25 protein-coding genes and 1 pseudogene are annotated in these 23,599 nt (G+C 74.3%); 17 read left to right on the top strand and 9 right to left on the bottom strand.

The window, feature by feature from the left end; translation table 11 throughout:
* A pseudogene (locus tag AB0H83_RS38425) lies at window positions 1-182 on the bottom strand (transcriptional regulator); the annotation flags it as partial.
* 130 nt (window positions 183-312) lie between these two features.
* Here AB0H83_RS38425 and AB0H83_RS38420 point away from each other — a divergent pair.
* The 7 genes from AB0H83_RS38420 to AB0H83_RS38390 all read left to right on the top strand — a co-directional run bounded on the left by AB0H83_RS38420 (window position 313) and on the right by AB0H83_RS38390 (window position 5,577).
* Window positions 313-642: a metalloregulator ArsR/SmtB family transcription factor gene (locus AB0H83_RS38420; protein WP_360104053.1), complete on the top strand. Its 330-nt coding sequence runs from the start codon at window positions 313-315 to the stop codon at window positions 640-642.
* A complete protein-coding gene (locus tag AB0H83_RS38415; protein ID WP_360104050.1) occupies window positions 639-1,142 on the top strand; it encodes an N-acetyltransferase family protein in 504 nt (167 codons plus the stop codon). The genes AB0H83_RS38420 and AB0H83_RS38415 overlap by 4 nt, the downstream gene beginning before the upstream one ends.
* Before the next feature lie 78 nt (window positions 1,143-1,220).
* The gene (locus AB0H83_RS38410; RefSeq protein ID WP_360104047.1) at window positions 1,221-2,516 is read left to right on the top strand and encodes an NAD(P)-binding domain-containing protein; all 1,296 of its coding nucleotides are present in this window, start codon (window positions 1,221-1,223) and stop codon (window positions 2,514-2,516) included.
* A complete protein-coding gene (locus AB0H83_RS38405) occupies window positions 2,516-3,769 on the top strand; it encodes an MFS transporter (protein ID WP_360104044.1) in 1,254 nt (417 codons plus the stop codon). The genes AB0H83_RS38410 and AB0H83_RS38405 overlap by 1 nt, the downstream gene beginning before the upstream one ends.
* Before the next feature lie 4 nt (window positions 3,770-3,773).
* Window positions 3,774-4,448: a helix-turn-helix domain-containing protein gene (locus tag AB0H83_RS38400; protein ID WP_360104041.1), complete on the top strand. Its 675-nt coding sequence runs from the start codon at window positions 3,774-3,776 to the stop codon at window positions 4,446-4,448.
* Complete coding sequence (locus tag AB0H83_RS38395) at window positions 4,445-5,170, top strand: MIP/aquaporin family protein (RefSeq protein ID WP_360104039.1); 726 nt, start codon at window positions 4,445-4,447, stop codon at window positions 5,168-5,170. Before AB0H83_RS38400 ends, AB0H83_RS38395 begins: the two co-directional genes overlap by 4 nt.
* Window positions 5,167-5,577, top strand: a complete 411-nt coding sequence (locus AB0H83_RS38390; RefSeq protein ID WP_360104036.1) for an arsenate reductase ArsC — start codon at window positions 5,167-5,169, stop codon at window positions 5,575-5,577. The genes AB0H83_RS38395 and AB0H83_RS38390 overlap by 4 nt, the downstream gene beginning before the upstream one ends.
* Before the next feature lie 253 nt (window positions 5,578-5,830).
* Here AB0H83_RS38390 and AB0H83_RS38385 read toward each other — a convergent pair whose 3' ends face one another.
* Window positions 5,831-6,445, bottom strand: a complete 615-nt coding sequence (locus tag AB0H83_RS38385) for a class I SAM-dependent methyltransferase (RefSeq protein WP_360104033.1) — start codon at window positions 6,443-6,445, stop codon at window positions 5,831-5,833.
* Between the two features lie 28 nt (window positions 6,446-6,473).
* Between AB0H83_RS38385 and AB0H83_RS38380 the strand changes: the two genes are divergently transcribed.
* Window positions 6,474-6,992: an N-acetyltransferase gene (locus AB0H83_RS38380; protein ID WP_360104030.1), complete on the top strand. Its 519-nt coding sequence runs from the start codon at window positions 6,474-6,476 to the stop codon at window positions 6,990-6,992.
* A 93-nt stretch (window positions 6,993-7,085) separates the two neighbouring features.
* Here AB0H83_RS38380 and AB0H83_RS38375 read toward each other — a convergent pair whose 3' ends face one another.
* From AB0H83_RS38375 to AB0H83_RS38360, 4 genes are all read right to left on the bottom strand, one after another.
* Entirely contained in the window at window positions 7,086-7,799 is a 714-nt protein-coding gene (locus AB0H83_RS38375) for a TOPRIM nucleotidyl transferase/hydrolase domain-containing protein (RefSeq protein ID WP_360104028.1), read from the bottom strand.
* A 6-nt stretch (window positions 7,800-7,805) separates the two neighbouring features.
* Window positions 7,806-8,975, bottom strand: a complete 1,170-nt coding sequence (locus AB0H83_RS38370; RefSeq protein WP_360104025.1) for a monooxygenase — start codon at window positions 8,973-8,975, stop codon at window positions 7,806-7,808.
* A gap of 111 nt (window positions 8,976-9,086) precedes the next feature.
* Entirely contained in the window at window positions 9,087-9,884 is a 798-nt protein-coding gene (locus AB0H83_RS38365) for a methyltransferase domain-containing protein (RefSeq protein WP_360104022.1), read from the bottom strand.
* 38 nt (window positions 9,885-9,922) lie between these two features.
* Window positions 9,923-10,828, bottom strand: a complete 906-nt coding sequence (locus AB0H83_RS38360; protein ID WP_360104059.1) for a PfkB family carbohydrate kinase — start codon at window positions 10,826-10,828, stop codon at window positions 9,923-9,925.
* Between the two features lie 156 nt (window positions 10,829-10,984).
* On the opposite strand from AB0H83_RS38360, the gene AB0H83_RS38355 reads away from it, so the two are divergent.
* A complete protein-coding gene (locus AB0H83_RS38355; protein WP_360104019.1) occupies window positions 10,985-12,766 on the top strand; it encodes a lysophospholipid acyltransferase in 1,782 nt (593 codons plus the stop codon).
* A gap of 54 nt (window positions 12,767-12,820) precedes the next feature.
* Window positions 12,821-13,132 carry a hypothetical protein gene (locus tag AB0H83_RS38350; protein WP_360104016.1) on the top strand — a complete coding sequence of 104 codons (312 nt, stop codon included), beginning with the start codon at window positions 12,821-12,823 and terminating at the stop codon, window positions 13,130-13,132.
* A gap of 14 nt (window positions 13,133-13,146) precedes the next feature.
* Here AB0H83_RS38350 and AB0H83_RS38345 read toward each other — a convergent pair whose 3' ends face one another.
* A complete protein-coding gene (locus AB0H83_RS38345; RefSeq protein WP_360104013.1) occupies window positions 13,147-14,208 on the bottom strand; it encodes a CapA family protein in 1,062 nt (353 codons plus the stop codon).
* 79 nt (window positions 14,209-14,287) lie between these two features.
* Between AB0H83_RS38345 and AB0H83_RS38340 the strand changes: the two genes are divergently transcribed.
* Together AB0H83_RS38340 and AB0H83_RS38335 are read left to right on the top strand one after the other, a co-directional pair.
* Window positions 14,288-15,448 carry a M20 aminoacylase family protein gene (locus AB0H83_RS38340; protein WP_360104010.1) on the top strand — a complete coding sequence of 387 codons (1,161 nt, stop codon included), beginning with the start codon at window positions 14,288-14,290 and terminating at the stop codon, window positions 15,446-15,448.
* Window positions 15,445-16,527, top strand: coding sequence for a diaminopropionate ammonia-lyase (locus AB0H83_RS38335; protein WP_360104007.1), 1,083 nt, complete (start codon window positions 15,445-15,447; stop codon window positions 16,525-16,527). The genes AB0H83_RS38340 and AB0H83_RS38335 overlap by 4 nt, the downstream gene beginning before the upstream one ends.
* 455 nt (window positions 16,528-16,982) lie before the next feature.
* On the opposite strand, the gene AB0H83_RS38330 is transcribed toward AB0H83_RS38335, so the two are convergent.
* Window positions 16,983-17,729: an aminoglycoside phosphotransferase family protein gene (locus AB0H83_RS38330; RefSeq protein WP_360104004.1), complete on the bottom strand. Its 747-nt coding sequence runs from the start codon at window positions 17,727-17,729 to the stop codon at window positions 16,983-16,985.
* Window positions 17,730-17,908: 179 nt separating this feature from the next.
* Between AB0H83_RS38330 and AB0H83_RS38325 the strand changes: the two genes are divergently transcribed.
* The 5 genes from AB0H83_RS38325 (at window position 17,909) to AB0H83_RS38305 (ending at window position 22,740) form a co-directional block, all read left to right on the top strand.
* On the top strand, window positions 17,909-20,008 hold the full coding sequence (locus AB0H83_RS38325) for a UvrD-helicase domain-containing protein (protein WP_360104002.1): 2,100 nt from the start codon (window positions 17,909-17,911) through the stop codon (window positions 20,006-20,008).
* Between the two features lie 111 nt (window positions 20,009-20,119).
* Window positions 20,120-21,337, top strand: coding sequence for a hypothetical protein (locus AB0H83_RS38320; RefSeq protein WP_360103999.1), 1,218 nt, complete (start codon window positions 20,120-20,122; stop codon window positions 21,335-21,337).
* A complete protein-coding gene (locus AB0H83_RS38315; RefSeq protein ID WP_360103996.1) occupies window positions 21,330-21,974 on the top strand; it encodes a hemerythrin domain-containing protein in 645 nt (214 codons plus the stop codon). Before AB0H83_RS38320 ends, AB0H83_RS38315 begins: the two co-directional genes overlap by 8 nt.
* A 46-nt stretch (window positions 21,975-22,020) precedes the next feature.
* On the top strand, window positions 22,021-22,287 hold the full coding sequence (locus AB0H83_RS38310) for a hypothetical protein (RefSeq protein WP_360103993.1): 267 nt from the start codon (window positions 22,021-22,023) through the stop codon (window positions 22,285-22,287).
* 12 nt (window positions 22,288-22,299) lie between these two features.
* Window positions 22,300-22,740 carry a DUF6098 family protein gene (locus AB0H83_RS38305; protein ID WP_360103991.1) on the top strand — a complete coding sequence of 147 codons (441 nt, stop codon included), beginning with the start codon at window positions 22,300-22,302 and terminating at the stop codon, window positions 22,738-22,740.
* A 62-nt stretch (window positions 22,741-22,802) separates the two neighbouring features.
* Here the strand turns inward: AB0H83_RS38305 and AB0H83_RS38300 are convergent, their stop codons facing one another.
* Entirely contained in the window at window positions 22,803-23,597 is a 795-nt protein-coding gene (locus AB0H83_RS38300; RefSeq protein WP_360103988.1) for an MBL fold metallo-hydrolase, read from the bottom strand.
* Window positions 23,598-23,599 lie beyond the last annotated feature (2 nt).

Below are 23,599 nucleotides of genomic sequence, written 5' to 3'. Positions count from 1 at the left end.
CCGTCCGGCGCCGACGCGATCATCGACAGCAGCTGCAACCGCACCGGATCCCCGAGCGCCTTGAACGCCGCGGCGAGGACCGCCGCCGACGGCGCCGGCAACCGCTGCCGCGTGATCGGCGGGCAGCACGGCACCTCCGCCTGCAGATCCGTGAGCGTGAGCACCACCGGCTGCTTTGACATGCCTCTAGGTTGACAGATCTCGAATCAGCGTGCAACCGTTGATTCGACAGACATCGAGACAATGAGCCGAGGAGCGGGATGGGGTATGCTTCGATCGTTGATCGGCGATGGACGATGAAGTTGGTGGACGGTGGACGGATTGCTGGACCGCGCGACCGCGGAGGAGTACGCCTCCTGGTTCCGCGCCCTCGCCGACCCGTCCCGGGTCCAAATCGTCGAGTACCTGGCACGGCAGGGCCGGCCGTTGAGCGTCGGCGAGCTCGTTGCCGCGGTCGGCCTGGCCCAGTCGACCGTCTCCCAGCACCTGAAGATCCTCACCGAGGTCCGGTTCGTGCTGGTCGAGGCGGTCGGCACGGCCCGGCACTACCGTATCAACACCGCCTGTATCGCCTGCTTTCCGTCCGCCGCGGACGTCGTGATGGGCAGGCCCGCGCCGGACGCCGCCGGAGGGTGCACGTGAGCGACCTGACGATCCGCCCGATGACCGCCGCCGACGCGGGTGCGGTGCTGGCGATCTACCAGGCGGGCCTGGACGCCGGCAACGCCAGCTTCGAGGTGACCGCGCCGTCGTGGGAGGCGTTCGACGCCACCCGGCTGCCGGCCCACCGCCTCGTCGCGGCCGGCCCCACCGGCGCCGTCCTCGGCTGGGTCGCCGTCTCCGCGGTGTCGGCGCGGCAGGTGTACGCCGGGGTGGTCGAACACTCCGTGTACGTCGACGAGGCGGCCCGCGGCCGCGGCGCCGGGCGGGCACTGCTCGACGCGCTCATCGACTCCACCGAGGCGGCCGGGATCTGGACGATCCAGTCCGGCGTGTTCCCGGACAACACCGCCAGCCGGGCCCTGCACCGCGCCGCCGGCTTCCGTGAGGTCGGCGTCCGCGAGCGCATCGGCCGGCACGCCGCGCACGGCAACGCGTGGCGCGACGTGGTCTTCATCGAGCGCCGCAGCCCCCGCATCTGACCCTGCCCCATCCGCGCCGGACCTGGGCGCACCCCGCTCCCGTATTTCGACTTTCATCTAGACAAAGGAGCTTCCGTCATGAGCGTTCTCCCCGTCGCCGTCATCGGTGCCGGCCCCGTCGGGCTCGCCGCCGCGGCGCACCTGCACGAGCGCGGCCTGCCGTTCGTCGTCCTCGAGGCCGGTGACGGCCCCGCCGAGGCCGTGCGGCAGTGGGGCCATGTGCGGCTGTTCTCGCCGTGGCGGTACGACATCGACGCCGCCGCCCGCCGGCTGCTCACCGCCGCGGGCTGGGTCGAGCCCGACGCCGAGCAGCTGCCGACCGGCGGGCAGCTCGCCGCCGACTACCTGCAGCCCCTCGCCGACCTGCCCGAGCTCAAGCCGCACGTACGCTACGGCGCGCGGGTCGTGGCCGTGACCCGGCTCGGCCTGGACCGGCTGCGAACCGCCGGCCGTGACCAGGTGCCGTTCCTGGTCCGGCTCGCCGGCGGCACCGACGTCCTCGCGCGGGCTGTCATCGACGCCTCCGGCACCTGGTCCACGCCGAACGTCCTCGGCGCGTCCGGCATCCCCGCCCACGGCGAGACCGAGGCCGCCGCGTACATCGAACACGCGCTGCCCGACGTGCTCGGCGCCGACCGGGACCGGTTCGCGGGCCGGCGCACCCTGGTCGTCGGCGCCGGGCACTCCGCCGCCAACGCCCTGCTCGTCCTGGCCGACCTCGCCACGCAGGTTCCCGGCACCGAGGTCACCTGGGCGATCCGCGCGGCGACCCCGGCGCGCACCTACGGCGGCGAGACCGCCGACGCGCTGCCCGCCCGCGGCGCCATCGGCACCCAGCTGCGCGAGCACGTCGCCGCCGGCCGGATCCAGCTCATCACCGGCTTCGCCGCCGGCAGCATCACCGTCCTGCCCGAGGGCGCGGTCGAGGTGTCCGACGGCAGCCGGATCGTCGTCGCGGACCGCATCGTCTCGGCGACCGGGTTCCGCCCCGACCACGGCTTCGTCGCCGAGCTGCGGCTGGACCTCGACCCCGTCCTCGGCTCCACCCGGGCCCTCGCCCCGCTCATCGACCCCAACGAGCACTCCTGCGGCACCGTCCCGCCCCACGGCGCCGACGAGCTCGCCCACCCCGAGCCCGGCTTCTACGCCATCGGTGTGAAGAGCTACGGCCGCGCCCCGACGTTCCTGCTCGCCACCGGCTACGAGCAGGCCCGCTCGGTCGCCGCCGCGCTCGCCGGGGACTGGGCCGCCGCCCGCGACGTCCAGCTCGACCTGCCCGAGACCGGGGTGTGCTCCAGCAACCCCGTGACCATCCAGGAGTCCTCCCAGGAGTCCTCCCAGGAGTCCTCGTCCGGCGGCGGCTGCTGCGGGTGATGGCCACGACCCCGCCGGCCCACCGTCTGACTCCCGGTCCGGCGGAGGGCCGGCGACCGGCCGCGTTCCACGGCTGGCGGATCGTGGCGGCGTTCGCGGTGACCCAGACCGCCGGCTACGGCTGCCTGTACTACGCGTTCGCGGTCCTGCTGCACCCGATCGCCGCCGGGCTGCACACCTCCACGACCGCCGTCACCGGCGCGGTCACCACCGCGCTGCTCGCCTCCGCCGCCACCGCGGTCCCAGCCGGGCGGTGGCTGGACCGCCACGGCGGCCGGGCCATGATGACCACCGGCTCGCTCGCCGGGGCGGGCCTGCTCGCCGCCTGCTCGCAGGTGCGTGCCGTCTGGCAGCTGTACGCCGTGCTCCTCGGCCTCGGTGCCGCGATGGCGATGTCGCTGTACGAGCCGGCCACGGCCGTCATCGTGTCGTGGTTCGACCCGGCCCGCCGGCCCCGCGCGCTGCTCGGCATGATCGTCGTGGCCGGGTTCGCCAGCACCGTGTTCATGCCGCTGACCGGGGTCCTGGAGCACCGGTACGGCTGGCGCGCCACCCTGCTCGCCCTCGCCGCCGGGTACGCCGCCGTCGCCGTCCCGCTGCACGCCCTGGTCGTGCGCCGCCCGCCGGCGCCGGCCGCCCGGATGTCCACTGTGGCCGGACGCGGCGCCGTGGTCCGGGCGGCGCTGCGCGACGGGCGGTTCTGGTGCCTGGCGGTCGCGTTCGTCGCGCACGGCGCCGCGATGAGCGCGATGACCGTGCACCTCGTGGGGTTCCTCGTCCACGCGGGGCACCCGGCCACGTTCGCCGCCACCGTCGCGGGGCTGCTCGGCGTGCTGTCCGTCACGGGCCGGCTCGCGCTCACCGGCGCGCAGCGCCGGCTGCGGCTGCACCGGGTCGTCGGCGCCGTGTTCGCCGTGCAGGCCGTGGCCGCGTGCAGCCTGCCGTTCACCGGCACCAGCCGCGCGGGCGCGGTCGTCGCGGTGACCGGGTTCGGGCTCGGGTTCGGCGTCGCCAGCCTCGCCACGCCCGCGCTGCTCGCCGACCGGTACGGCACGAGCGCCTACGCCAGCATCGCAGGCACCCTCGCCGCCCCGGTCACCCTCGCCAAGGCCGGCGCACCGCTCGGCGCGGCCGCCCTGTACACCGGCACCGGCAGCTACACGCCGGTCCTGCTCACCATCGGCGCGGCCGGCCTCGTCGCCGCCGGCGGCATCTTCGCCTTGACAGCGCCGATACCGCTCACAGATCATTGAGTCAATGAACGTTGAGCTTTATTCGGTGGAGCGGCGGGCCCGGGTGCACGCCGCACTCGGCGACCCGGCGCGGCTGGCCATCGTCGACACGCTCACCCTGGGCGACGCCTCCCCCGGCGAGATCGCCCGCGCCCTGGACCTGCCGACCAACCTCGTCGCCCACCACGTGAACGTGCTGCACGACGCGGGCCTGCTCACCCGGGTCCGGTCCGAGGGCGACCGGCGCCGCACCTACCTGCGCCTCGAGCCGGGCACCCTGGCGTGCCTCGCCGCGCCGGCGCTGCCACCGGTGCCGCGGGTCGTGTTCGTCTGCACGCACAACTCGGCCCGCTCGCAGCTCGCCGCCGCCATCTGGACCGACCAGGCCGACATCCCCGCGGCGTCGGCCGGCACGCACCCGGCGGCCCGCGTCCACCCGCGCGCCGTGGCCGTCGCCCGCCGGCACGGACTGCACCTCGACCCGGCCGGCACCGCCCACGTCACCGACGTCGTGCACGACACCGACCTCGTCGTCGCGGTCTGCGACAACGCCCACGAGGGCCTCACCCAGGGCGTCCGGCAGCGGCTGCACTGGTCGGTGCCCGCCCCGGCCGACACCGACGCCGCGTTCGAGGCCACGTTCGCCGAGCTGGCCGGGCGCATCGAGCGCCTCGCCCCCGTCGTGGCGCCGGTCCGATGATCCGGCCCGAGCTGTGGCGCCGGCTGCTGGCCGAATTCACCGGGACGCTGCTGCTCGTCACCGCCGTCATCGGCTCCGGCATCATGGCCGCCACCCTCTCCCCCGGCGACGCCGGCCTGCGGCTGCTGGAGAACTCGGTCGCGACCGCGTTCGCCCTCGCCGCGCTGATCCTCATCGCCGGGCCGGTGTCCGGCGCGCACCTCAACCCGGTGGTGTCCGCCGCCGACTGGTACCTCGGCCGCCGCACCGGCACCGGCCTGCCCGTCGGGGACCTGGCCGGCTACGTCGCGGCCCAGACCACCGGCGCGATCGGCGGCGCGATCCTGGCGAACCTGATGTTCGGCCTGCCGGCGGCCACCGCCTCCGGCAAGGACCGGGCGGCGGGGCACCTGTGGCTCGGCGAGGTCGTCGCGACCGCCGGGCTGGTCCTGCTGGTCTTCGCCCTCGCCCGCTCCGGCCGGTCACCGGTCGCGCCCGCCGCGGTCGGCGCGTACATCGGCGGCGCCTACTGGTTCACGTCCTCCACCAGCTTCGCCAACCCCGCCGTGACCGTCGGCCGGGCGTTCACCGACACGTTCGCCGGGATCGCCCCCGCCTCGGTGCCGGCGTTCGTCGCCGCCCAGCTCGCCGGCCTGGTCGGGGGTGTCGCGCTGCTGCTGGCGCTGTACCCGACAGCCACGGCCGTCCCATCCCCTTCTCCGTCGCGTGTGGAGGCGTCATGAATGCCAAGCCCAGCGTCCTGTTCGTGTGCGTGCACAACGCCGGCCGCTCCCAGATGGCCGCCGGCTGGCTGCGCCACCTCGCCGGCGGCTCCGTCGAGGTCCGCTCCGCCGGATCCGAGCCCGCGGCGCAGCTCAACCCGGTCGCGGTCGAGGCGATGCGCGAGGTCGGCATCGACATCACCGCCAGCACCCCGCGCAAGCTCGACCACGCCACCGCCGAGGCCTCCGACGTGCTCATCACCATGGGCTGCGGCGACGCCTGCCCTGTCTTCCCCGGCAAGCGCTACCTCGACTGGCAGCTCGACGACCCCGCCGGCCGGGACCTCGCCGCCGTCCGCCAGATCCGCGACGCCATCAAGGCCCGCGTCGAGCAGCTGCTCACCGAGCTGCCCGTGCACACCGGCTGACGCACCGCTGGCGGCCGACCAGACATCGAGGTGCATGAGTCTGGACGGCCACCCGGGGAGGCGTTACAGTCCACTCGTTCGTCGGGCAGGTCGTCGCCGTACCTGTCGCGCCGCGCGCCCGCGTTCGCACCGGTGGCCGGCGAACCGGACACGTTCCCCGCATACCTGGCGGCGCTGCTGACCCGGACCCGGCGCGCACCGGCGGACCGGGCCTCCCGGCCCCGGCCCGTCACCGTCCAGCAGGCGTCGTCGTTCAGGAGGCCACCGGAGAGGCCGTGGCGGCGATGGCGGCGTGTGAGCGGTGGGTGCCGTCGCTGGGGCGGTGGTCGCGGGCGATCTCGGTGAAGCCGGCTCGGGCCAGGCGGGCGGAGAACTCGTCGGCGGGCCACCAGTAGGCGGTCGTGACCTTGTGGTCGAAGGCGGCGACCTCGGCGCCGTCGAAGAAGCCGGCGACCAGGGTGCCGCCCGGGGCCAGGACCCGCCGCAACTGGGCGAGCACGCCGTCGAGCTCGGCCGGCGGGTAGTGGATCAGCGAGTACCAGGTCAGGATGCCGGCGACGGAGGCGTCCTCGAGGTCGAGGCGCTGCATCGACCCGAGCCGGTAGGGCACGTCCGGGTGGGTGGTCTTCGCGTACGCGATGAACTCCGGCACCAGGTCGATCCCGCTGGCGTCGGCACCCAGCGAGCGCAGGTGGGCGGTGATGTGGCCGGGGCCGCAGCCGACGTCGAGCACCGGGCCGGGCAGCGCCGACAGGTGGCGACCGATGAAAGCGAGGTCGTCGGCGTGGACCTGCTGGCTCGTGCCGAACAGGCTGATGTAAAGCTCGGCGACGGAGGCGTACGCGTCCCGGACCTGATCCACGTTCACCCGGCGACTATAGGAAGCGAGCAGCGCCATGACCACCTGGACCACCCGTGCGGAGACGCCCGCGGACGTGGCGGCGGTGCGCGCCGTCAACGTGGCCGCGTTCCCGACCGCTGCCGAGGCCGACCTCGTCGAGGCGCTGCGAGCCGACCCTGCGGCGTGGATCGACGGGCTCTCCGTCGTCGCCGTGGCGCCCGGCGCCCCCGTCGTCGGGCACGCCCTGCTGACCCGCTGCCACGTCGGTGACGCGCCGGCGCTCGCCCTCGCGCCGTGTGCGGTGCTGCCCGCGTACCAGCGGACCGGCGCCGGATCCGCGGCGATCACGGCCGCCCTCGCCGCGGCCGGGCAACGGGGTGAGGACCTCGTCATCGTCCTCGGCCACGCCGGGTACTACCCGCGGTTCGGGTTCGCACCGGCATCCAGGTACGCCATCAGCGCGCCGTTCACGGTGCCGGACGAGGCGTTCATGGCGCTGCGGCTGGACGGCACCGGCCCCGCGCCGAGCGGCGTCGTGCGCTACGCGAAGGCGTTCGGCATCTTGCCCGGTTGATCGAAGTCGCGTCGTAGTCGTCCGGACGGCCGGGGCACGACTTGGATCATCAGGGTGGTCCGGCCGGCCCGCGGCGCCGGGGTTCATCGGCCGTCACACGGCGGCGAGCAGCGCGCAGAGCGGGGCCGGTACCGTCCCCCGGACGGCCGCCGCAGCCACGAGCAGCCTGGCGTAGCGCAGCTTGCGCCGCGCGCCGCTGCCGAGGAACCGGCGCAGCTGCGCGTCGGGCGGCTGGTCGCGCCAGGCGGGCTGGCGTTGCAGCGAGCGCAGCGACCTCAGGTCGCCCTGGGTGTCACACAGCGCCTCGACGGCGGCGACGCCAACGGCCCGGATCAGCTCGTCCTCAAGGTCCTCGACGCAGACGTGCACCGTGGCGCGGGAGACGCCGTCCTGCACCGTGGCTGGCGAGACCTCGGGGGGCGCCGTGGCCGGCGAGACGCCGTCGTCCACCGTGGCGCGGAAGGCGCCGGTCAGGCCGCGGCGGAACAGCTCCGCCTCGCGCAGGTCGCACAGCCCGGCGAGGCGCAGCGCGGCGCCCGCCGGGCCGAGCGTGGCGAGGAAGCGGCCGATCGCGTGCGCGCCGCCGATCGGCACGACCACGACCCGGTCGGCGGCAAGGTCCCGGCCGAGGGCCGTGGCGGCGGTCTCGACCGCGATCTGGTCGCTGACGCCTTCCACGAGGATCAGTGCCGCGGCGGTACCGACCTTCGCCATGGCCCTGGCTGTGGCCTCGATCGGCGCGTCGGGGCCGTGCGCGTACCCGCCGAGCGCGTGCCCGGCCAGTATGCGGCGAGCGGCGGCGTCCATGGCGGCTCAGGACCCGCCGGTCATGATGACCAGGCCGAGGCACATCTCGTCGCTGGTGCCGTCACCCCAGACGACGTAGCGGGGGGCGGTGCCGCGCAGCTGCGGAAGCTGGCCGCGCAGCGCGGCGTCGTGGGTGCAGGTGACCCGCAGCGTGTCGCCGGCCTTGATCGCGACGGGCTCGCTGAGCGGGTGGATCGCCTGGTCGTCGAAGTTGTACCGCGGCACGTCCAGCAGCGTCCGGGCGCCCGGCGTGCCGGGGTTGAGCTCGATCGTGATGGCGCGGCCGAGCAGGTGCATGTGCCCGGCGACGGCGTGGACCGTGGCGGGCCGCGGGACGGGACGGTCGCAGTGCTGGGTCGGCCCGGCGGTCACGGGCCGGCCCCGGTTGCAGAGCTTCACGAGCTGCTCCGCCTGGCCGCCGACCTCGGCGCCGAAGCGCTGGGTGACGTCGGCGGCCGCGGCGGCACGGTCGCACAGCGGGCCCGACTCGCCCGCCGTGCACGGCAGTTCGATGGGCGCGGGCAGCAGCGACGTCTGCAGCGGGGTCATCGCCGCGGTGGTGTCGTTGAGCCGCAGCCGGATGCTGGAGCGGTCCGCGCCGCCGGCCTTGCCGCCGGTGGCGAGCAGGTTGTAGTGGATCTGCATGACCATGAGGCTGCCGGGCGGCATCGGGTAGCCGAGTTCCGGCGCGAGGAGCGTCTCGTTGGCGCCGGGCGCCCACGACGCGACCCACGTGTCGCCGGCCACGCCGGAGTCGCCGAAGCAGGTCCAGCCGTCGCCGGGGGTGCCGTCGTCGAGCTTGCGGGCCTCGCCGGCGGCGCCGGGGGGGATGCGGAAGAAGATCGCGTGGTGCACGATGTCGGCGTTCTGCGGCAGGAACTGGCTGCCGGTCAGGTACGCCTCCCTGGTCAGCTTCGGGTCGATGAGGAAGCACCGGTACTCGTCGGTGCCGCCGTTGGGTGCCCTCGGCGTGTACTGCGCCGGCATCGCCAGCTCCTGGAAGCGCTCCCCCGCCCGCAGCGGCTGGGCCGGCGGCGCCGAGAAGTGCCCGGCGTGCGACCCGGCCGGCGCCGTCGCGGCCGACTGCGGGTCCTTCGCCCCGCCGGCGCCCGTGCCGCAGGACGCGACCAGGACGGCCGCCGTGAGCGCGGCGGCCACTCGAAGCGGCTTCTGCATGACGTACCCCCCGTGGACGTGCCCGGCATGCGACAGGCATCGATGATGCTCGCACCCGGCGGCCCGGCGCATCCGAGTTCCCCTGAATCGTGCCGAATGCGCGAAAAGCCGTCAGGCCGCGCCGGGGTTCCGCCCCCACGCCGAGATCATCGGCGAGGTGGCGAGGTCGAGCCGGCCGGCCGCGACGTTGCCGAGGTGCTCGTCGATCTCGGCGTCGGTGGCCAGCCCGGCGGCGGTGAGCCGGCCACGGATCTGCCGCACGGTCGCGTCCTCGAGCGCGGCGCAGGCCGGGCCGGTGACCGGGAAGTACGCGTCGGCCCGCACCTCGGTGAGCCCGGCGGCGCGCAGCAGCCGTGGCAGGGTCCGCCCGTACGCGAGGTCGACGCCGCGCCGTGCCATCAGGGTGCGGAAGTCGTGCTTGAGCTTGTTCGCCAGGCGCTGCGCGTCGCCGGACTCGTCGGGGCAGGCCAGCGGCTGCAGCGCCGGGTCGGCCTCCTCCACCAGCAGCCACCCGCCCGGCCGCAGCGCCGCGACCATCGCCGCGAGCGCCTTGTCCCGCCGCGGTACGTGCACGAGGACCAGCCTGGCGTGGACCAGGTCGAACCCGTCCCCGGGCGGCGGGTCGGCACCCACGTCGTGGCGGCGGACCTCGTACCCGGTGCCGGCGGCGGTCCAGGTGACGTCGATGTCGGTGGCGAGCACGGCGCCGTGCGGGCCGACCCGCCCGGCGAGCCAGGTGGGCACGCTCGGGCCGCCCGCGCCGACCTCCCAGCAGCGCCAGCCGGGCCCGACGCCGAGCGCGTCGAGGTGCCGGAACGTGGCGGCGTCGAACAGCTCGGCGAGCGCGTCGAAGCGGCTGCCCGCCTCCGCCTGCCGGTTGTCCAGGAGGTACCCGCGGTCATCGGCCACGGTTCCATCCTCCCAGGCGGCTCACCCGGCGCGGATGACTACCCGAGTGGTTCGAGGCGCACCCTGGCCAGCAGCTCTTGGACGGCGTCGGCGCGGCCGGTGCCGAGGCCGTGGCGGGTGACGTTGAGCGCGCCGGCCGCCGCGCCGGTGCGGATCGCCTCGCCGAGGTCGCCGCCGCCGGCCAGGACCGCGGCGACCCCCGCCGACATCGAGTCGCCGGCGCCGCGGTGCTCCTTGATCTGCAGCGGCGGCACGTGCACGCGCTGGACCGTACCGTCGAAGAACGCCAGCGCGGGGTCGCCGGCCCGGCTGACGAGAGCCGCGCCGGCGCCGTCGGCCAGCAGCGTGCTGCCTGCGGCGACCAGCGCGTCCTCGGCGCCGCTCGCGGCCCGGCCGTCGCGCAGCAGTTCCTCGTGGCTGACCTTGACGAACGACGCGCTGCCGCGCAGGACCGCGGCGAGGTGGCCGCCGGACAGGTCGGCGACGACGCGGGTGCCATTCGCGGTCAGGTCGGTGCTAAGCCGCCGGTACACGTCGGGGTCCACGACGCGCGGGTCGGCGGGGCCGCTGAGCACCGTCACGTCGCTGCGCAGCCCCTCGGCGAGGGCGATCGTGTACAGCTCGTCCAGGTCGTGCCGCTGCAGCGGTGCCCCGGGCCAGGCGGCGATCTCCCGGCGGGCGCCGTCGCGGCGGTCGTGGACGTACCAGCCGCTGCCGGCCGGGCGTTGCACGGACCTGACGGTGACCTCCAGCCCGGCCAGGAGCGTGTCGACGAGCGCTCCGGTCTCCCCGCCGACGGAGAAGCACAGGGTGACGTCGCTGCCGAGGGTCGCCGCCATCCGCGCCTGCCACACGCCCTGCCCACCGGGGTGGACGTGCAGGTCGGGCAGCTCGGCGGTCTGCTCGACGGTCACGGTGAGCACCGGCGCCGGGGCGAACACCATCACCTTGCCAGTCACCTGATCCCTGTACCCGCCCGGCGGGCGCTCAGACCATCAGCGGGTAACTCGCGGAAGGTGCATTCTGGGCGGCGTCGTTGACGGGATCCGGTTGCTGCTTCCAGACTTGCCACGGCGCACCGCCCATCTGCGAGGTGATTGATGTCCTCGGACACCCCTGAGGTCGACCAACTGCTGGCCGACGACGGCTTCGCCGCACGCCTGGCCGAGCTGGCCGGATCGCTCGGGCGCGACCGCGGCGAGGTGACGGCCGAGGCCGCGGGGTATCTGCGCGAGATGGGGGCGATGCACAGCCCGCGGGCGATGCGCTCCTGGTCCCGGTTCACCACGTGGATGTTCCGCGCGCACGAGCTGCTGGTGGACGAAGAGGCCGCGCGGCGGCTGCAGGAGCTGGACCGCAGGTATTCGCTGCTGTTCCTGTTCTCCCACCGGTCCTACCTGGACGGCGCCGCGGTCCCGGTCGCGCTGGACCGGCACGGCCTCAGCCCGGCGTACACGCTGGGCGGGGCCAACCTCAGCTTCTTTCCCGTCAACCGGCTGGCCCGCCGGGCGGGCATCGTCTACATCCGCCGTGCGACGCAGAAGCTGCCGGTGTACCGGCTGACGCTGCGCGCCTACATCGGCCGGCTGATCCGCAACAGGAAGAATCTCAGCTGGTCCATCGAGGGCGGCCGGACCCGCACCGGCAAGCTGCGGCCGCCGACCTACGGCATCCTGCGCTACGTGGTGGACGCGCTCGACGCCGACCCGGACACCGAGGCGCTCATCGTGCCGGTGTCCATCGTGTACGAGCAGCTGCACGAGGTCGGCGCGATGACCGCGGAGGCCCGGGGCGCGCGCAAACGACCCGAGGACGTGCGCTGGCTGATCAGGTTCGCCAGGCTGCAGGCCAGCCGGCTCGGCCGTGCCTACCTGGACTTCGGCGAGCCGGTCCCGCTCCGCGAGCGGATGGCCGAGCTGCGCGACGGCGACCGGCAGGACCGGCACGTCGTCGAGCGGATCGCCCTGGACGTGTCGCACCGCATCAACCAGGCGACCCCGGTCACCGTCACGGCCGTCGTCTGCCTCGCGCTGCTGGCCGCCGACCGGGCGCTCACCCTGGACGGGGTGCTGCAGACCATCGCGCCGATGGCGACCTACATCGAGTCCCGGCGCTGGCCGGTGGCCGGTGCGGCCGACCTCACCGACCGCGACACCGTCGGCCGCACGCTGCACGAGCTGGTCGCCTCCGGCGTGCTGACGAGCTACGACGGCGGCACCGACACGGTGTGGGTGATCGGCCCGGGCCAGCACCTGGTCGCCGCGTTCTACCGCAACACGGCGATCCACCTGCTGGTCGACCGGGCGATCGGGGAGCTCGCCCTGGTCGCCGCGGCCGAAGGCGACCCGGACGGCCTGACGACGGCGACCGAGGAGGCGCTGCGGCTGCGGGACCTGCTGAAGTTCGACTTCTTCTTCGCCCGCCGCAGGGACTTCGCCGAGCAGATGGCGCTGGAGCTGGCGATCATCGAGCCGGGCGACGGCGTCGGGCTGCGCGAGTTCACCCCCGCCGACGCGCGGCACTGGCTGCAGCACGCCGAGCCGCTGGTCGCCCCGCTGGTGCTGCGGCCGTTCCTCGACGCCTACCACCTGGTGGCCGACCGGCTCGCCGCCGCCGGGGACGGGAACGTCGAGGAGGCCCCGTTCCTGGACGAGTGCCTGCGCGTCGGCCGGCAGTGGGCGTTGCAGGGGCGGCTGTCCAGCGAGGAGTCGGTGTCGCTGGAGCTGTTCAAACCGGCGCTGCAGCTGGCCCGTCATCGCGGGCTCCTCGACGCGGGCACGCCGGACCTGCCGCAGCGAAGGGCGGAGTTCCTCGACGAGCTGCGCGAGACGGCCCGCCGGGTGACCGTCGTCGCCGGGTACACGCGTCAGCCACCCGTGTGACGTCGACGTTCCCTGGTACCGGGCGACGTCGAGCCCGGTGCCACGCTCACGATCGTGTTCCTGAGCGGCACGTGGAACACCGCTGACAAGAAGGGTCCCCGCCTCGGGTACACCCACGACAAGCTGGCCGATGTGCAGAAGGCCGACTCGCGGCTCAAGAGCCCGTCCGAACTGGCCGGCACCACGTTCGCCGTCTTCGCGGCACCGAAGCCGGCCACCGTGCCGGTGAAGGTCGCCGGGCCGTACGTCGCCGGCATCGCCACCGTCGACCCGCGCGGACAGCCGGCATTCGCAGGCCCGTCGCCGTTCGTGTCCACGGCGAACACGGCGGTGACACTCGACGACGTGCACGCCGCCGTCGGCTGACACACGGGCTGGCCTCACGCCGGGGGCGGGGCGGGCGCCAGGCCCGTGCAGCGGCGCAGGTCGGTGAAGCGTTTCGTGGCGGCGGACGCGGCCGCGCCGGTCAGCGGTTTCGGCTGGCCGGTACTGGAGACGACGGCTGGGACGAGCTCGGCGCCGGTCACCGAGCGGCCGCGCACGTGCACCTTGAGCACGCCGGTGGCGGCGGATCCGACGTACCAGACGAAGTTGCCCAGGCCGTAGGCGACGTAGGTCCGCCCGAGCCACCCGTCGCCCTGCAGCACGTGCGCGTGCGCCCCGATGATCATGTCGGCGCCGGCGTCGGCGAGGGCCTTCGCGAACGTCTTCTGGTTGGCGTTCGGGCACGACTCGCGTTCGGTGCCCCAGTGGTTGAACACGACGACCAGGTCGGCGCGGTCGCGGGCGGCCCTGACCGCGGCGACGGCGCGCGGCACGTCCCAGGCCAGGGCGATGCCCGGGGTGGACGGCCCCGCCTTCCAGCTCTCCGCGAGGGTGTGGATCTGGCTGAAGCCGACGAACGCCACGCGCACGCCCCGCGCGGTGAGGACCAGCGGCGCGTACGCGTCGTCGATCGTGCGGCCGCCGCCGAAGACCGGCACCCCGGCGGCGGCCGCGCCGTCGAGGGTGTCGGCGAACCCGACCCGGCCGTAGTCGAGGGCGTGGTTGTTCGCGATCGACACGGCGTCGACGCCGGCTGCCTTCACCGCCTCGTACGCCACCTGCGGCGCCCGGAAGTGGAACTCCTTCGGCTCGGGCGTGCCGCGGGTGGTGACCGCGGTCTCCAGGTTGACCACGGCGAGGTCGGCCGCGGCCAGCTCGGCGGCCATCGGGCCGAACGCGGTCGCCGGCTGCCGCAGCAGCGCGGCGGTGCGCTCGGTGAAGTGCACGTCACCACCGAACGCGAGGGTCAACGCCAGGTCCGCCGGCGGCGACGGCGACGGCGACACCGATGCCGCGACGCTGGCGGAGGCCGACGGGGCCGGACGCGCCGCCGGGGTGCCCGCGTCGCAGCCGGCCAGCAGCACGGCCGCGGCCACGATCGCCCTTCGCACCTTCACGGCGCCCAATGTACGAGCAGCACGGCACCGCACGCGACAATCGGGGCCGGCAGCGAACATGAACCCCGAAGGAGCAGCCGTGCCCGAGCCCGATGTCCGACGGTGGCGTCACGACCTGCACCAGATCCCCGAGCTCGGCTTCCACGAGCACCGCACCGGCGATTACCTGGCGGCGGCCCTGACCGGCCTGGGCCTGGACGTCACCCGGGGCGTCGGCGGCACCGGCGTGGTCGCGACGCTGCGCAACGGGCCCGGCGGCGCGGTCGGGCTGCGCGCCGACATGGACGGGCTGCCGCTGACCGAGCGCGGCGAGCGGCCGTACCGGTCCCGGCACGACGGGGTCATGCACGCCTGCGGTCACGACGGGCACATGGCGATGGTCCTCGGCGCCGCCCACATGCTCGCGGCCGAGGGCGGGTTCGCCGGGACCGTGCACCTGGTCTTCCAGCCGGCCGAGGAGCACGGGCTCGGCGCCAAGGCGATGATCGCCGACGGGCTGTTCGAGCGGTTCCCGGTCGATGCGATGTTCGGCCTGCACGGCATGCCGGGGCACGCGGCGGGCAGGATCAGCACCCGCCCCGGTGCGCTCATGGCGAGCGAGGACAACTTCGAGATCCGCGTCACCGGCCGCGGCGGGCACGCCGCCCGGCCGCAGATGGTCGTCGACCCGATCGTGGTCGCCGCCGAGATCGTCCTGGCGTTGCAGACCGTCGTCGCCCGTAACGTCGACCCCACCGACCCGGCAGTCGTGTCCTGCACCGAGATCACCTCCGACGGGGCGCGCAACGCGATCCCCGGGCAGGTCGTGCTCCGCGGCGACACCCGCAGCTTCTCCCCGGCGGTGCAGGCGCTGCTGGAGCGGCGCATCCGGCAGCTGGCCGCCGGCATCTGCGCCGCGCACGGCGCGACCTGCGAGGTGACGTACACGCACGAGTTCGAGCCGACGGTCAACGACCCGGCCGCCGTCGCCACCGCCGTGGCCGCCGCCCGGCTGACGGTCGGCGACGAGGGCGTCGACCCGGACACCGCGCCGTGGACGGCGAGCGAGGACTTCGGCGCGTTCCTGCGGCACGTGCCGGGCTGCTTCGCGCTGCTGGGCACCGGGGAGGCGCCCGGCGCCGGCGGCACCGCGCTGCACAGCCCGGACTTCGACTTCAACGACGACGTCCTGGACGTCGGCGTGCGGTACTACGCCAGTCTCGTACGCACCGCTCTGCCCGCCCCCGGGGACGGCTCGTGATCGTCAACGCCGGACGGGACCCGGCGTGGGTGTGCGCCGCCGCTCCCACCGCAGCGGTGCGGGACTTCCACCGCTCGCTGCCCGGGTACGCGCCGACCCGGCTGGCCGACCTGCCGGACCTCGCGCGAGCGTACGGCGTCGCGCGGCTGTTCGCCAAGGACGAGTCCAACCGGTTCGGGCTGCCGGCGTTCAAGGCGCTCGGCGCGTCGTGGGCGATCCACCGGGCGCTGCGCGAGCGGACGGCCGGCCCGGTCACCGTGGTCACCGCGACCGACGGCAACCACGGCCGGGCCGTCGCCCGCTTCGCCCGGCAGTTCGGGCACCGCGCGGGCATCTTCGTCCCCGACGGCGTGCACCCTGCCGCGGTCCGGGCGATCCGGGACGAGGGCGCCGACGTCACGCACGTCCCGGGCGACTACGACACCGCCGTGCGGGCCGCCGCCCGCGCCGCCGGGCCCGCCGGGACGCTGCTGGTGCAGGACATGGCGTGGGACGGCTACGAGCGCGTCCCCGGCTGGATCGTCGACGGGTACGGCACCCTGTTCGCCGAGCTCGACGAGCAGCTGCGCGGGCACGGCATCACCCACCCCGACGTGCTGGTCGTGCCCGCCGGCGTCGGATCGCTGCTGCAGGCCGCGCTCACCCACTACCGCGGCGCCGGCGCCCCGCCGGGCACGGCCGTGCTCAGCGTGGAGCCACGCTCGGCCGCGTGCGTGCTGGCCAGCGTCGCCGCCGGGCACCCCGTGACCGTCGCCACCGGCGTGACCAGCATGGCCGGACTGAACTGCGGCACCGTGTCGTCGCTGGCGTGGCCGTACATCCGCCGCGGCCTCGACGCCTGCGTCGCGGTCGACGACGCCGAGGCCGCCGCTGCCGCCCGCCGCCTCGCCCGGCACGGGGTCGACGCCGGACCGTGCGGTGCCGCGCCCCTGGCTGGGCTCGCTGCCGGGCTCGCTGCCGGGCTCGCTGCCGGGCAGACCGGTGGCGGGCCAGTGGGCGCGGCGCTCGGGCTGACCCCGGCGAGCACCGTCGTGCTGCTGGTCACCGAGGGCGCCGCCGCCAACCCCGCCGCGTCCTGAGCGGGTTCGCGCTCATTGCCGCCACCTCCGCTGCGCTCCGGACCGGCCCCGGCGTAGCCGTTGTGGGGCAGCTTGGATCGCGGAGGCCATGATCGAAGGCGCGGAGTGGTCGCCCGGACGACCAGCCCGGTCCTTCGATCATGGCTGGGGTCGGTCGGCGATGCGGTGATCGCCGTCCGGGCGCCGGGGCGGCCCCGCTGGGGCAACGGGAGGCGGCTGCGGGCCGCGTCGCCGAAGCGCTTCACGGGGCGTTGGGACGGCCCTGGAGCGGCTTGGATCATGCAGGCCGTGATCCAAGGCGCGGGGTGGTCGCCCGGACGACCACCCCGGTCCTTCGATCATGGCTGGGGTCGGTCGGCGGTGGGGTGATCGCCGTCCGGACGCCGGGGCGGTCCGGTTGGGGTAACCGAGGGCTGTCGTTGGGGTAACCGGGGGCTGTTGAACCGGCGCGGGTGTTACGTGCGGGCGCGCAGCACGTCGATCTCGCAGCCGGGCTTGGCCGGGTCGAAGCCGTGTTCGACCAGCCAGCGGATCGCCACGAGGCTGCGCAGCGACCACCAGGCGCGGATCACCTCGACGTCGACGTCGGTGCCGTAGCCGGCGAGGACGTCGCCGAGGTGCTGCTGGTGGCCGAGGGTGAGCACGGCGAGGTCGAACATGGCGTCGCCGCGGCTCGCCTCGGACCAGTCGATCACGCCGGTGACCTCGTCGCCGGCGACGAATACGTGGCTGACGTGCAGGTCGCCGTGCGTGAACACCGGCGTGCACGGCCGCAGCGCCGCCCGGGCGATCTCCCGGTTGCGGGTGACCAGGTCGGTGGGCAGGACGTCGTTGGCGACGAGCCACGCGCACTCCGCGTCCAGGCGCGCCGCGACGTCCTCCACGCTGCGGCCCGGCCACGGCGGCAGCGGCGCGTCGTGCAGCGCACGCACGGCGGCACCCGCCGCGGCCCACGCCGCCGGCGACGCGGTCGACGGCTCGCCGATCCGGCCGAGCGGGGTGCCGGGCACGGCGGCGAGCGCGAGCGCGGGCGGCTCGCGCCACAGCACCCGTGGCGTCGGGACCGGCGCCAGGGCCATCGCCTCGACCTCGACGTCGGTGCGTGTCTGGTCCGCGTCGATCTTCAGGAACACGTCACCGACGCGTAGCGTCGCGCGCTCGCTGTGGGCGACGACGACCTTGACCTCATCCACGCCGGTCATTGTCACGGCGTTGCGCGGCGACGTCACCGGATTTCCCGCAACGCCGCTTTCGCCACTCTCATCATATGCGCCCGTCAAGTCGCACGAATCGGTCCGGATGCCGATTTTGTGGCGGTGACCGGCACATATCCTCGACAAGCTCGCGAAGTGACGGGTACGGGTACGCCAGAAGGAGCCTCGTGTCGGCAGCAGAAGAGCAGGCGCAAGAGCAGATCGCCATCGAACAGCGTGTGGTCGACCGGGTGTTGCAGCGGCTGGAGGTCATGCGGGCCGAAGCGCGCGGGTTGCGGGCCGAGGGGCACAGCCGGGCCGCGTCCGGTCCGTCGGCGGGGCTGGTCGAGCGGGACGCGATGGTCCTGCGCGCCGCCGCGAAGATGTCGGAGCTGGACAGCCAGGAGGAGGGCATCGTCTTCGGCAGGCTGGACTTCGACGACGGCTACACGTACCGCATCGGCCGCATCGGGGTCCGCGACGAGGACCGCGAGCCGCTGGTGGTGGACTGGCGGGCGCCCGCGGCTGCGCCGTTCTACCGGGCGACGCCCGGCGAGCCGCTCGGCGTGGACCGGCGGCGGGTCATCGTCTGCGAGGGCCCGAAGGTGGTGGCGCTGGACGACGAGGTGCTGTCGGCCAGGGAGATCGACGGCGTGGTCGGCGAGGGAGCGCTGCTGCGGTCGCTGACGCGGGAGCGCGGCGAGCACATGCGCGACATCGTCACCACGATCCAGCGGGAGCAGGACGAGGCGATCCGCGCGCCCGCGCACGGCGTCACCCTCATCACCGGCGGCCCCGGGACAGGCAAGACGCAGGTGGCGCTGCACCGGGCGGCGTACCTGCTCTACACCGATCGCGGCCGGTTCGCCGACGGGCGGGTGCTGGTGGTCGGCCCGTCGACGGTGTTCACCGAGTACATCGGCCGGGTGCTGCCCGGGCTCGGCGAGGACAGCGTGCACCTGCGGGCGATCGGTGAGCTGTTCGACGGGGTCACCGCGACCCGCCGCGACCCGCACGACGTGGCGCGCACCAAGGGTGACCTGCGCATGGTGCAGGTGCTGACCGAACTGGCCTGGGACACCCCGCCGGGCGCGCCGGACCGCCTGCGCACCCTGAAGCCCGGCGACCTGGCGAAGGCGCGGCTGGAGATCCGGCAGCGGTGCGAGGCGCGCGGCGTCAAACCCAACGCCGGCCGGGCTGTCGCGGCGCAGGTCCTGTCGCAGCTGCTGGACGGCGCCGAGGTCCCGGACGCGTTCCTCGACGCGTGGTGGCCGCCGCTGACCCCGCAGGACGTGCTGCCCGCCCAGCACGGCGAGTGGACGGTGGACGACGTGCCGCTGCTCGACGAGCTCGCCGAGATCCTCGGCCCGCCGCCGGCGCGCACGGCGCCGGTCCCGCAGTGGCAGCTGCGCGAGCTGACCAGCGGCACTCGCGTGGCGGATACGTTCGTGCTGAGCCTGAGCCTCAACGACGGCTGGCAGCTGTTCGCCCCGGGCCTGCGCACCCCGATGGCCGAGTCCGGGCAGGCGATCGACGGCAACGACTCCTGGGGCGCGCAGCGCTGGGCGGCCGCGATCATCCTGCGCGAGGGGCACCAGGTGACCGGCTGGCGGGACGGGTTCGACCCGTACGGCGAGGAGGGGTACGTGCCGGTGCTCACCGAGCCGCTGCCGGTTGCCGAGGCCGAGGCACCCACGGAGGACGTGTACCTGCACGTCATCCTCGACGAGGCGCAGGACCTCTCGCCGATGGAGTGCCGGATGATCGCCCGCCGGGCGGCGCACGCCTCGATGACCGTCGTGGGTGACCTGGGGCAGGCCACCCACCCGCTGGCCGCCGCGACGTGGCCGGAGCTGGTGCAGCGGCTCGGCAAGCGCGGGGCGCGGACACTGGACCTGCCGACCGGGTACCGGGTGCCGCAGGTGATCGCCGACTTCGCCGCGCGGGCCCTCGCGCCGGGGATCGAGCCGACCCGCTCGTTCCGTCCCGGCGGCACGCTGCGCATCCTGCGGGTCGACGACCTGGCCGCGGCGGTCGCGCAGCAGCGGCGGCAGGGGCAGGAGCGCTGGGCGGTCATCGCCCCCGACCACCTCGCCACGGCGCTCGACGCGCTGCCGGTCAGCCAGGTGAAGGGCCTCGAGTTCGACCGGGTGGTGCTGGTCGAGCCCGCGGACATCGTGGCGGCCGAGCCGCGCGGCCTGAGCCGGCTCTACGTGGCTCTCACCCGGGCCGTCGCCGAGCTCGTCGTGCTGCACCACCAGCCGCTGCCGCCGCAGCTGTCCCGGTGAGCCCGCGCGGGTGCGGGCGGCGTCCGGCCGCACCCGCGCGGCTGTTCGGTGTTTGTTTGTGCCTTTCGGCGACGGGTAGCGGGCGCGGTATTGCCGTCCCGAGGAGCGTGAATGTTCAATCCGTTGGAGCACAAAGGCATCCCGCTGGACCATCAGATCCGCAGCTGGCGGGAGCTCGACGTGGAGCCCGTCGACGCGGAGGCCGTCGACCCCTACACCCGCTGCCGGATCATCACCATGAACGGCATCGAGGTCGAGGCGGTCATGTTCTCGCACCAGTTCGCCCGCAACTGCCCCGACCAGGACGTGCGCCGGCAGCTGGCGTTCAGCCGGTACGTGGAGAGCCAGCAGCAGCGGGTCGTCAACTGGCTGCTGCCCGGCGTGGCGAGCGTGCTGGAGACGACGCTGGGCTACGAGCAGGTGGCCGTCGACCTGACCGCGTGGGTCGCCCGGCACGAGCCCGACCCGTACCTGCGGCAGGCGTACGAGTTCGGTGTCCTGGAGGACTTCGACCACCTGTACCGTTATGCGAACCTGTACGAGATGGTGGAGCGGCGCAAGGCCGAGAAGATCGTCAACGGGCTCACCGAGGTCATGCCGGGCCGCCCCACGATCCAGGAGCACCGCCACCCGCACGACGAGGTGCGCACCCCGTACGACAAGGACCTCGTCGACCCGCGCTCGAAGCTCAACGCGCTGACGATCCTGTCCGCGGAGCAGCAGGTGATGATGTACTACATGAACGTCGGCCCGCAGTACATGGAGCCGATCGCGCGGCAGCTGTACCAGGAGATCAGCCTCATCGAGCAGGAGCACGTGACCCACTACGAGTCGCTGCTGGACGCCGGGGAGAACTGGTGGGAGCGGCTGCTCACCCACGAGTACAACGAATGCTGGCTCTACTACTCCTTCATGGAGCAGGAGAGCGACCCGCGCATCCGCGCGGTGTGGGAGCTGCACCTGCAGATGGAGCTCGCGCAGCTGCAGCAGGCCGCGGACATGCTGCGCCGCTACGACGGCCGTGAGCCGGAGCAGATCGTCGGCTCGGCGGGCATGCCGGAGCCGCTGCTGTTCGAGCCGAACAAGGAGTTCCTGCGCACCCTGCTGGCCACGCAGATGGACCTGACGAAGCTCGGCGAGGGCTACGTGCGCGAGGCGCACGAGCGGTTCGAGTGGATGCAGCAGCAGCTGCACGAGGGGCAGCGGCCGCCGAGCGAGGAGGTCATCGACCTGCACCGGGAGCGGTTCGGCGACGAGTACCGCATCGAGACCGAGGGCCCGCACCCGGTCGAGTCGCTGCGCGCCCGCGAAGGAGCCCGCAGTGCCTGACACCCAGACCCAGATCCGGTCACAGATCCAGGCGCAGATCCAGTCACCGGCCGGCAGCCACGGCGGGCCGGCCACGATCGGCCCCAACGAGGACGTCGTGGACCTGCTGCTCGCCCAGCACGCCCGGATCGAGGAGCTGTTCCTGCTCGTCACCGGCAGCACCGGCGCGGCCCGCAAGGACGCCTTCGACGACCTGGTGCGGCTCCTCGCCGTGCACGAGACCGCCGAGGAGGAGCTCATCCACCCGCTGGTGCGGACCCTGCCGGGTGCCGGCGGCGACGCGGTCGTCGAGGACCGGCTCGCCGAGGAACGCCAGGCGAAGGAGACGCTGACGACCCTCATCGACGACGGCGTGGACGCCGACGGGTTCGACACCGGCATCCTGCTGCTGCGCGAGGCGGTGCTGGAGCACGCCCGGCACGAGGAACGCTACGAGTTCAACCAGCTGCGCCAGCACGTGCCGGCGGAGCGGTTGGAGCGCATGACGGCGGCCTTCAAGGCGGCCGAGGCGGTCGCGCCGACCCGCCCGCACGCCGGCGCGGAGTCGGCGACGGCGAACGTGGCCGCCGGGCCGGTCCTGGCCGTCGCCGACCGGGTCCGCGACGCGATCCGCCGCGCCGCCGACAGCGACCGGTGAGCGCCGGTTTGTGTTTTCCCGCAACGGTGCCGGGTAGGTCCCGAGCATGACCACCGACACGAACTACGACATCGTCCTGGTTGGCGGCCCGCGCGACGGGGGGCTGATGAACTCCGTCGGGTCCGCGGTCGTCGAGCTCGAGATCGACGGATTCATCCACAGGTACGTGCTGACGAACCAGCACACGGAGCAGAACGGCTCGCAGTACACCGTCTTCAACTACGACGGGATGATCGACCCGAAGGGTGCGATGCCGGGCGCGGAGACCCCCGACGGCGGGCACCACAACCCGGTCGACGCCGACGGCGAGTAGCCCGGCACCGGCGTGTTCATCATCGAGGTCCTCGACCAGTTGGCGGCGCTCGTCCAGCGGTCCCCCGACAACCTGTACGTCAGGTGGTCGCGGGGACCGCACGCCGACCTGTCGTCCGCCGGGGATCAGCGCAGCGCCGACGGGCTGACGGGCGTGCCCCTGCCCGGCCTGTCGGCGAACCCGCTGCGGATCGAACCCTGGTGGGGTGACCGGCCGGTGCGTCTGTGGGTGGCGCGCCGCCTGTACGACTATCGCCACCTGCGCGAGCAGCGCGGCCCCGGCGTGCGCCCATGGGTCCTGGAGGGGCAGGAACGCGGCCGCGGGCCGGACAACGAGCCGCTCGTCGTGTGCCACCGCCCCGTCGCGTGGATCTCCGAGGCCGCGATGCGCGAGTGCGAGGAGCTCGTCGACGCCGAGGCCGGCACGGACTGGGGCCCGCTGCACCGCGCCTGACCTTTGTGCAAGGCGACAGCCGCCGGCAGCGCGGGAGACCGCGGCCGGCGGCTGTTCCGCCGTCACACCGCGCTGGCGGCGGCGACCAGGTCCAACGTCTGCCCCCGCTGCATGGTGCGCACCGGCAGCCCTTCGGCGCGGCGCAGGAAGCCCGACAGCGGGTCCCGCTGCACCGGGTAGTCCTCGTAGTGGATCGGCACGATGCCGCGCGGGCGGATGAGGCGCGCCAGGGCGACCCCGTCGCGGCCGTCCATCGTCAGCAGCAGTCCCAGGATCCGGGTGCCGCCGAGGTGGACCAGCGCCACGTCGATGTCGCCGAACCGCTCCGGAATCTCGCGGAGCACCTCGGGGCGGAACAGCGTGTCGCCGGTGACGTACAGCCGCAGCCGGCGCTGACCGGCCCGCTCCCAGTCGATGACGGTGCCCATCGTCTCCGGCAGCGCCCGGTGCACGACCGCCGGGCCGTGCTGGGCCGGCACGGCGGTGACCCGCACCGTGTCGCCGGCCCGCCGCCACACCACGTCCTGCCACGTGCCGAGCCCGACGGCCTCGGCGAAGCGCCACTTGTGCAGCCTGCGCTGCGCCGGGCGGGTCGTCACGAACGGCAGGTCGCGCGGCAGGCCACGGCGGGCGACCCGGTCGAAGTGGTCGCCGTGCAGATGCGACAGCACCACGCCGTCCAGGGGCGGCAGCTGCTCGACGCTCAGCGCCGGCTCGATCCGCCGCCGCGACCACATGCCGTAGCCGAGATAGGCGCGCTGCCCGCGGTGCAGGAAGTTCGGGTCGGTCAGCAGCGTGAACGCGCCCAGCCGCAGCAGGACCGTCGCGTTGCCGATGAACGTCGCCGAGGCCTCCATGC

It is taken from the genome of Dactylosporangium sp. NPDC050688 (assembly GCF_040654515.1).
In the GTDB taxonomy this organism is placed as follows: Bacteria; Actinomycetota; Actinomycetes; order Mycobacteriales; family Micromonosporaceae; genus Dactylosporangium.
Note: the sequence above shows the minus strand (reverse complement) of the source record. Positions and strands in the feature narration are given on the sequence as shown.

What these genes read in the sequence shown, in the direction of transcription:
- AB0H83_RS38375 (WP_360104028.1), bottom strand. Translation starts at nt 7,799, where the DNA reads ATGGACGCCGCCGCTCGCCGCATACTGGCCGGGCACGCGCTCGGCGGG.
- AB0H83_RS38390 (WP_360104036.1), top strand. Translation starts at nt 5,167, where the DNA reads ATGAATGCCAAGCCCAGCGTCCTGTTCGTGTGCGTGCACAACGCCGGC.
- AB0H83_RS38405 (WP_360104044.1), top strand. Translation starts at nt 2,516, where the DNA reads ATGGCCACGACCCCGCCGGCCCACCGTCTGACTCCCGGTCCGGCGGAG.
- AB0H83_RS38355 (WP_360104019.1), top strand. Translation starts at nt 10,985, where the DNA reads ATGTCCTCGGACACCCCTGAGGTCGACCAACTGCTGGCCGACGACGGC.
- AB0H83_RS38395 (WP_360104039.1), top strand. Translation starts at nt 4,445, where the DNA reads ATGATCCGGCCCGAGCTGTGGCGCCGGCTGCTGGCCGAATTCACCGGG.
- AB0H83_RS38360 (WP_360104059.1), bottom strand. Translation starts at nt 10,828, where the DNA reads ATGGTGTTCGCCCCGGCGCCGGTGCTCACCGTGACCGTCGAGCAGACC.
- AB0H83_RS38370 (WP_360104025.1), bottom strand. Translation starts at nt 8,975, where the DNA reads ATGCAGAAGCCGCTTCGAGTGGCCGCCGCGCTCACGGCGGCCGTCCTG.
- AB0H83_RS38410 (WP_360104047.1), top strand. Translation starts at nt 1,221, where the DNA reads ATGAGCGTTCTCCCCGTCGCCGTCATCGGTGCCGGCCCCGTCGGGCTC.
- AB0H83_RS38380 (WP_360104030.1), top strand. Translation starts at nt 6,474, where the DNA reads ATGACCACCTGGACCACCCGTGCGGAGACGCCCGCGGACGTGGCGGCG.
- AB0H83_RS38300 (WP_360103988.1), bottom strand. Translation starts at nt 23,597, where the DNA reads ATGGAGGCCTCGGCGACGTTCATCGGCAACGCGACGGTCCTGCTGCGG.
- AB0H83_RS38330 (WP_360104004.1), bottom strand. Translation starts at nt 17,729, where the DNA reads ATGACCGGCGTGGATGAGGTCAAGGTCGTCGTCGCCCACAGCGAGCGC.
- AB0H83_RS38310 (WP_360103993.1), top strand. Translation starts at nt 22,021, where the DNA reads ATGACCACCGACACGAACTACGACATCGTCCTGGTTGGCGGCCCGCGC.
- AB0H83_RS38320 (WP_360103999.1), top strand. Translation starts at nt 20,120, where the DNA reads ATGTTCAATCCGTTGGAGCACAAAGGCATCCCGCTGGACCATCAGATC.
- AB0H83_RS38400 (WP_360104041.1), top strand. Translation starts at nt 3,774, where the DNA reads ATGAACGTTGAGCTTTATTCGGTGGAGCGGCGGGCCCGGGTGCACGCC.